Below are 7473 nucleotides of genomic sequence, written 5' to 3'. Positions count from 1 at the left end.
ACTATGAAGATATTATCAATAAATGCTGTGAGGCATGGAATGAATTACTTTCTGAAGTTGGCCGATTGAAAAGTCTATGCTCCCGTTCATGGGCTGTTATTTCATAATTTAAAAATGGAATTGGTATTACTCTATGTTTGATCAGTGCTTCCTGGTTCAGAATTTTCTGAGCCTGTTTGAGGTGAGGAATATCGAGCATCTTTCCAGCCAGGCTGACGGTGCCTGCACCGCCGGACTCTGAAAAGGTCTGAACCACTTGTTGTGCATAACGAATTTCTTCCTCTGAGGGCGTGAAACACTCGTTGATGATGGCTACCTGAGCAGGGTGAATAGCGATCTTCCCGGAAAAGCCCTCTTTGCGTGAATGCAGGCACTGTTGACGAAGCTGGTCAGAATTTTTGAAGTCCTGGCAGATGCCGTCCACAGCCTGCATGTTTCCCGCAGCAGCAACCACCAGACAGTTGGCCCGGTTTATCTGGTGAATCAGGAAGTAATTGCCCGCTTCATCCTGGTTAGTGGTGGCTCCCAGATCAGTTGACATATCTTCTGCTCCCCAGGTCATGGCCGCCAGACGTGGGCTGGCATCAGGAAACTGGTGCTGGTTCAGCGTGCCCAGTGCTGATTCTGCCACGCTCATCAGGCGGGTAGAGCCGGGAGTGATATCGTTCTGCACTTCCAGTGCTGTCAGGTAGTTGGCGACTGTCTTAAAGTCTTCATGGCTGGATGGTTTTGGCAGGAAAATGCCATAGGGTTTTCCTGCCATCACAGCCACTAGGTCTTTAATCAGGTGTTCTGTGGACAGAGCATTAACCCTGACCCACAGGGTGGCTGTCGATGTTTCACTGTAGGTCTTCAGATAGTCTGTGACGATAGCCCTTGCAGCTGACTTATGCGCTTCAGTGACCGAGTCTTCAAGGCAGAGAATCAGTGCATCAGCATCCGTGCCCTGTGATTTTGCAAGTTTTTTCTCACTGTCCCCCGGAACAAACAGATAGGATCGTGCCAGCATCAGCTCTGTTTCTCCGGAGTGTTTCTGGATACGTTAGCCTGTTTATGCAGCAGGGCAATGCGGATAATGGAGCAGACCAGCTCTTCGCGCTGGTTATAAACACCGTGCTCAAAGGTCACAATGCCGGCATTGGGGCGGGATTTGCTCTCGCGCTTTTCCTTAATCCGGGTTTCGACTCTCAGGGTATCGTTGATAAATACCGGTTTTGGAAACCTCATCTCCCCAAAGCCAAGGTTGGCCACCAGCGTTCCCAGTGTGGTGTCTTCCACCGAGACACCACAGGCAAAGGAAACGGTATACATGCTATTGAATACCCGTTGGCCAAACTCGGTGTTTTTGGCGTACTCCTCATCCAGGTGCAACGGCTGAGGGTTGTGAGTAATTGAGCAGAACAGCACATTATCCGCTTCGGTAACGGTCCGAGTCAGGTTGTGCCTGATGGTTTGTCCTACTTCGCATTGGTCAAAATAAATTCCTGGCATTGCTTATTCTCTTTTTTTTATTTTTCTCTAAGTGCCCTAAACGGCTTCCTGATGGATTGAGCTGGCCAGCTGAATGAAAAAATCCATGGCAGAAGGATTGGCGCAGGCGCCCAAGTTGACGGCCTTCTCCAGGGGGATGCCAGACAGAAGTTTCTTGACCGGTATTTCCTGTTTTTTTCCGGAGAGTGTGTAGGGCACCGCATCAATGACATACACCTTGTCGGGTATATGTCGTGGTGAGCAGTTCTCGGAAAGATTCTGCCTTATCGCAGAAACCAGGCGGTCATCCAGCTGCCGCTTTTCATCCAGCACAATAAATATGGGCATGAATGATTGAGCGCTTTCCAGCTCAAGGTTGATGATCAGGCTGTCTTTAATTCCTTCAATGCTTTCAACGTTTCGATAGATTTCAGAAGTACCTATTCGGATGCCATGGCGGTTCAGGGTTGAGTCACTGCGACCGGAGATATAACTGCCACCCCGCTGATTAAAAATAATCTGATCACCCTGGCGCCAGACCTCGGGCCAGGGCTCAAAGTAGCTGCTTGAATAGCGGTGATTATCAGTATCGTTCCAGAAATAAAGGGGCATGGACGGCATGGGTTGTTTAATGACCAGCTCACCATATTCACCAACAACCTGCTGCCCATTCTCATTCCAGGCGCAGGCATCGACCCCCAGGCAGGGAGCCTGAATTTCACCTGCATACACCGGCTCCGTCGGGACGCCGCCAACAAAAGCCGTGGCTACATCGGTACCACCACTCATGGAGACAATATGGAGATCCTTGTGCAGATGCTGGTAGAACCAGGCAAAGTTTTCCGGTGAAACCGGCGAGCCGCCCATGGCAATGGTGTCGACTTTGCCCAGGTTATACTGGCCTTTGGGGGAATACCCAAGTTTGATCAGATTGTTGATATACGTCGGACTGATGCCGAAATAGGTAATACCAAACCGCTCGGTCATATCCCATAGCCGGTCTGTCGAGGGCCAGGTTGGGCAGCCGTCGTACACCACCAGGGCACTGCCACTGGCAAATCCACCAATCAGCATGTTGAACATGGCCCAGCCTGTGGTGGTAAAGAAAAACTTTACCGACTCCGGTGTCAGGTTGTCGTGCAGCCAGGCAAACTTAATCAGTTCCAGAAGAACGCCACCCTGGCTGTGTACGATACCTTTCGGCATGCCTGTGGTGCCAGAGGTGTACATAATCCACAGTGGGTGTTCAAAGGGAACCTGTTCAAATTCAAAGCTCTGATAGCTGGCTTTATTGTTAAGGGCAGATTGCCAGCTGGTGATCTGAATGTGGGGCTGGGATTTTGGTGGCTTTGGGTTGTTGTGATCCAGCCAGGGCAGATGAATCACCTGTTTCAGGTCCGGTAATGCAGCAATAATCTGATCGACTTCTGAAGAGCGGTCAAAGGCTTTACCGTTGTATTGATAACTGGTCATGGTGATCAACAGTTTCGGGTTGATCTGACTGAAACGCTCCAGGACACTCTTTGCGCCAAAGTCTGGCGAACAGCTGGACCAGATGGCGCCGACACTGATACAGGTAAACAGGGCGACGATGGACTCGATGGAGATTGGCATATAAGCCACCACCCGGTCACCCGGTTTAATACCCATTTTTCTCAATGAGGTGGCCAGTTTGCAGACCTGATCTCTCAGTTCAATCCAGTTGATCTCCCTGGGTTCAAAGCATTCGGATTCGGCAAAGATGGCGGTTCGGGTGAGAGGCCCCAATTCGCCGCGGGATAACAGATATTCCGCCATGTTCAGGTTGGAGCCCTGAAACCACCGACTGCCAGGCATAGTGGGGTTAGTCAAAGGAGATAGAGATTGGCTTTTGTCTGTTCGAGAGTTGAGTGAAGAGACGTGATAGCACCGACCGATGGCTTGCCAGAATTGGCCAACATCGTTAACTGACCATTGCCAGAGCTGTTGATAGTTTTCTATCTCCAGTCCGTAGTTCTGATTGAGCCATTGAATAAACTCGGTAATCCCTGCATTTGCCACTCTGTCTTTGGATGGGCTCCAAAGCAGATCACCAGCAGCTGTCTGCTCCATGCTATTCACCAACGATTATTTCCATATTTTTATTATTTTGAGTTTGGCTCAATTATAATCCTATAAGATGAGTTCTCGTCAATAACTATCAATGATTATTGATGCTTGGTGTTTTCTGTTTCGAGCAAATCAGCTGTTATGCAATGAAAGTAGTGGTTGTTTTTTTATTGAGTCTTGCTCATTATTGTTTTTCAAGATGACTCTGTCGACAGAAATAATAAGAAAGTAACCATGACCGCCAGAAATTCTGAGAATCCAGATACCGGACCACACTTCAAAAAAGTGCTTATAGCCAACCGTGGAGAGATTGCGCTCCGGGTTCTTGAGGCGCTTCATTCACTGGATATCCCTTCAGTGGCGATTTATCACTACGTTGATCGAAAGTCTCCCGTCGTGCAGATGGCTGATGAAGCCGTGGAAATTGTTGGTGAGAGCCCCAGTGGTGCCCATCTTGATATCAAACAGATTATTGCCATTTGTGAACAACTGGGCGTAGATGCAGTGCATCCCTGTTATGGCTTCCTTTCAGAAAATGCCGGCTTTGCCCGGGCGCTGGAGGACAAGGGCATTACGTTTATTGGGCCGTCACCAGAAGTGATCGAGTTGATGGGGGATAAAATTACTTCACGGGAGTTTGTGGCATCACAGAAGGTTCCCGTTCCACCATCCATCACCCTGTCTGCGGGTGATCCCGGGTTTATGCAGTCCGTTATTGACCTGGGGTTTCCCCTGGTAGTGAAAGCCTCCGCTGGTGGTGGCGGTAAGGGAATGAGTATCGTCAACAGTAAGGAAGAGCTGGAAAGTACGCTTCGTGTCGCCAGCTCTGAAGCTGAGAAGTACTTTGGCGATGACCGGGTTTACATCGAACGTTATTTTCCCAGTGCACGGCACATTGAAGTCCAGGTGCTTGGGGATGGGCAGCAGGTTATCCACCTGGGTGAGCGCGAGTGCTCCATCCAGAGGCGCTTTCAGAAGATCGTTGAAGAGTCTCCTTCACCGGCTTTCTCGGAAGAGCAAGCAGGTGAGAAAGGGGTAAAGCAACGGGAGTCAATCTGTCAGGCTGCTGTAGCCATTGCCAGCGCTGCTCACTACACCAGTGCTGGAACCGTAGAGTTTCTTTATACGCCGGAAGGTGAATATTTCTTTCTGGAAATGAATACCCGTATTCAGGTAGAGCATCCGGTTACCGAGATGGTTTATGACGTTGATCTGGTAAAAGAGCAGATCCGGATTGCTGCAGGCCACCCCATGTCGTTAACTCAGGAAGCAGTGACACCGGTGGGGCATGCCATCGAGTGCCGCCTCTGTGCTGAAGATGCCTTTAATGGCTTTATGCCGGCAACGGGTAAGGTATTACTGTTGAAATCGCCCTCAGGAGAGGGAGTACGTTTTGACAGTGGGTTATATCAGGGGCAGGAAATCACCACCGCTTTTGATCCCATGCTGGCCAAACTGGTGGTACATGCCGGCAGCAGGGCAGACGCTATTGGCAGAATGGTTCAGGCTCTGCGTGAGCTGGTCCTGCTCGGCATAGATACTAATAATGAATATCTGACCCGAATTCTTGAGCACTCCGCCTTTGCTTCCGGAGAGTTTGATACGGCGTTTGTTGAGCGTTATGCGGATGATCTGGTTACCCGTCATCCGGACAAGGGGTTGCTGGATGCACTGCTGATCGCCGGGATGCTGTCTGACCGGAATATCCAGCGGCTGGAGGAGGCTACTCCGCAACCTTATGATGCGATTGGTTACTGGAGGAACTGATGCAGCCCAAATATCGACTGGCAGACCGCCAGTATGTTGTGTCACCACTGCGCCGGACACCAAACAGAATCATCGAAATTTCTGATAGTCAGAGCAGAAACCGTCGGGTCAGTGCAGATATTCGCTGGTTTGATCATGTTCATGGTGAACTTTCCATTAATGGAGTTGTACGACAGTTTTACGCTGTTCAGGACGATCAAACCATTCATCTTCACATGGATGGTAAGGTCTGGCAGCTGGAAGCGGTTGATGCGTTTTCTGACGCAGCTGGAGTGTCAGGTCAGGCTCAATCTGGACAGGTAAAAGCACCAATGCCAGGTGTCGTTCTGGAGATCACTGTCAGAGAGGGCGATCTTGTTGAAGAAGGTCAGGTGCTGATGCTGATTGAAAGCATGAAACTGCAAATGGAAGTAAAAGCAGGCCGTGCTGGAGTTGTTCAGTCTCTGGGGGTTGAGAGTGCAGGTGCCAGTTTTGATAAAGGGGCGGTTCTGGCCAATATCCAATCAGCTGAGCGGCAGGAGCCTGCGAACAGGGAAGCAGTATCATGAGAAGAATTGATTCAAGGCTGGACACTAATTCTGAAGAGTTCCAAAGGTATCGAGCTCATAACAGAAAGCTGGTGTCCGGTTTTCAAAAAGCGCAGGAAGAGGCTCGGTTCAAACGCCCGCAGCGTGATGTTGAACGTCTGCAGAAACAGAATAAGATGATGCCCAGGGAGCGGCTTGAGTTGCTTCTTGATCCGGGGACTCCCTTTCTGGAATTCTCCTCCCTGGCGGGCAATATGGCTTATGACGGCAGCGCCCCTTCTGCCAGCTGTATCACCGGTATTGGTATTGTGGGTGGCCGGGAAGTGGTGATCAATGCCAGTGACAGCTCCGTTAAAGGTGGTGCATGGTACCCACTCTCGGTGAAAAAAATTATCCGTGCCCTGGATATTGCCATTGAGAACCATCTGCCGGTTATTCATATGTGTGACAGTGCTGGTGGGTTCTTGCCGCTGCAGTCCGAGCTGTTTGGTGACAAATACATGGCGGGCCGGATTTTCCGGAATCAGACGCAGCTTTCCAAGATGGGATGCAAGCAGCTATCACTGGTATTCGGACATTGTACGGCAGGTGGAGCTTATATTCCGGCACTTTCCGATTACTCGGTCATTGTTTAAGGGACCGGTGCGGTGTTCCTGGGTGGGCCTCCGCTGGTTAAGGCGGCAACGGGAGAAGAGGTGTCTGTTGATGAGCTGGGTGGTGCCCGGATGCATACCTCGGTTTCAGGAACCTGTGATTACTTTGCCAGTAATGAAAAAGAGGCGATAGCTATTGGCAGGGAAATCGTTACGCAGTGGGATCAGAAACCAAAGTTTTCCGTTCAGCGTGAAACCCCGGAAGATCCCTGGTATGACCCTGAAGAGCTTTATGGAATTATTCCGGACGATATCCGCAAACCATTTGATATGCGGGAAGTCATTGCCCGGCTGGTGGATGGCAGCCGTTTTTCTGAATATCAGCCCGGTTATGGTGAGACCATGATCTGTGGGTTTGCCAATATCTGGGGTTACAAGGTCGGGATTCTGGGCAATAACGGCGTACTGTTTAACGACAGCTCTCTGAAAGCAGCGCATTTTATGGAGCTGTGCAACCAGAATAAGACACCGCTTGTGTTTCTCCAGAATATTACTGGCTACATGGTCGGAAAAGATTATGAGCAGCGGGGAATTACCAAAGATGGCGCCAAGATGATTATGGTTCAGGCCTGTTCAGAAGTTCCCAAATTTACCATTATGACCAATGGGTCGTTTGGCGCAGGGAATTATGGCATGTGCGGCAGAGCTTTTGATGCCCGGACCCTGTTCAGCTGGCCAAACAGCCAGATCTCGGTGATGGGCTCTGACCAGGCAGCAAACACTCTGGTAACCATCAAGCTTGCCCAGTTAAAGCGTCAGGGAATTGAGCCGGATGAGAAAGAGCTGGCGGAGATTCGGGCAGATGTTCTGGGCAATTTCGAAAACCAGACCAGTGCTTATTATACCAATCGCATTTTCTAAATCCTTAAGCTGCCGCCAACTATGCTTAGGCATCATTACCATGCATTATCTAGAACAGATGTCTCGTCGACCACAGCTACCCGAAGGTTTTAATGATGTTGATTTTC

Annotated in this window: 5 protein-coding genes and 1 pseudogene; 3 read left to right on the top strand and 3 right to left on the bottom strand. The window is 50.0% G+C overall.

Annotated features, from left to right (window positions below):
* Position 1: 1 nt before the first annotated feature.
* From AK963_RS23045 to AK963_RS23035, 3 genes are read right to left on the bottom strand one after another with little or no spacing between them, the layout of a single operon-like run.
* Complete coding sequence (locus AK963_RS23045) at positions 2-1009, bottom strand: HpcH/HpaI aldolase/citrate lyase family protein (protein WP_066017754.1); 1008 nt, start codon at positions 1007-1009, stop codon at positions 2-4.
* Positions 1009-1491, bottom strand: coding sequence for a MaoC family dehydratase (locus AK963_RS23040; RefSeq protein ID WP_066017753.1), 483 nt, complete (start codon positions 1489-1491; stop codon positions 1009-1011). Before AK963_RS23040 ends, AK963_RS23045 begins: the two co-directional genes overlap by 1 nt.
* A 36-nt stretch (positions 1492-1527) precedes the next feature.
* Complete coding sequence (locus tag AK963_RS23035) at positions 1528-3561, bottom strand: acetoacetate--CoA ligase (protein ID WP_066017752.1); 2034 nt, start codon at positions 3559-3561, stop codon at positions 1528-1530.
* Positions 3562-3792: 231 nt separating this feature from the next.
* Here AK963_RS23035 and AK963_RS23030 point away from each other — a divergent pair, with 231 nt between their 5' ends.
* The 3 genes and pseudogenes from AK963_RS23030 to AK963_RS35800 all read left to right on the top strand — a co-directional run bounded on the left by AK963_RS23030 (position 3793) and on the right by AK963_RS35800 (position 7366).
* Positions 3793-5325, top strand: a complete 1533-nt coding sequence (locus AK963_RS23030; protein ID WP_066017751.1) for an acetyl-CoA carboxylase biotin carboxylase subunit — start codon at positions 3793-3795, stop codon at positions 5323-5325.
* Complete coding sequence (locus tag AK963_RS23025; RefSeq protein WP_066017750.1) at positions 5325-5873, top strand: acyl-CoA carboxylase biotin carboxyl carrier protein subunit; 549 nt, start codon at positions 5325-5327, stop codon at positions 5871-5873. Before AK963_RS23030 ends, AK963_RS23025 begins: the two co-directional genes overlap by 1 nt.
* Positions 5870-7366, top strand: a pseudogene (locus AK963_RS35800) (acyl-CoA carboxylase subunit beta). Before AK963_RS23025 ends, AK963_RS35800 begins: the two are co-directional and overlap by 4 nt.
* Positions 7367-7473 lie beyond the last annotated feature (107 nt).

It is taken from the genome of Endozoicomonas atrinae, assembly GCF_001647025.1.
Classification (GTDB): Bacteria; Pseudomonadota; Gammaproteobacteria; order Pseudomonadales; family Endozoicomonadaceae; genus Endozoicomonas; species Endozoicomonas atrinae.
Note: the sequence above shows the minus strand (reverse complement) of the source record. Positions and strands in the feature narration are given on the sequence as shown.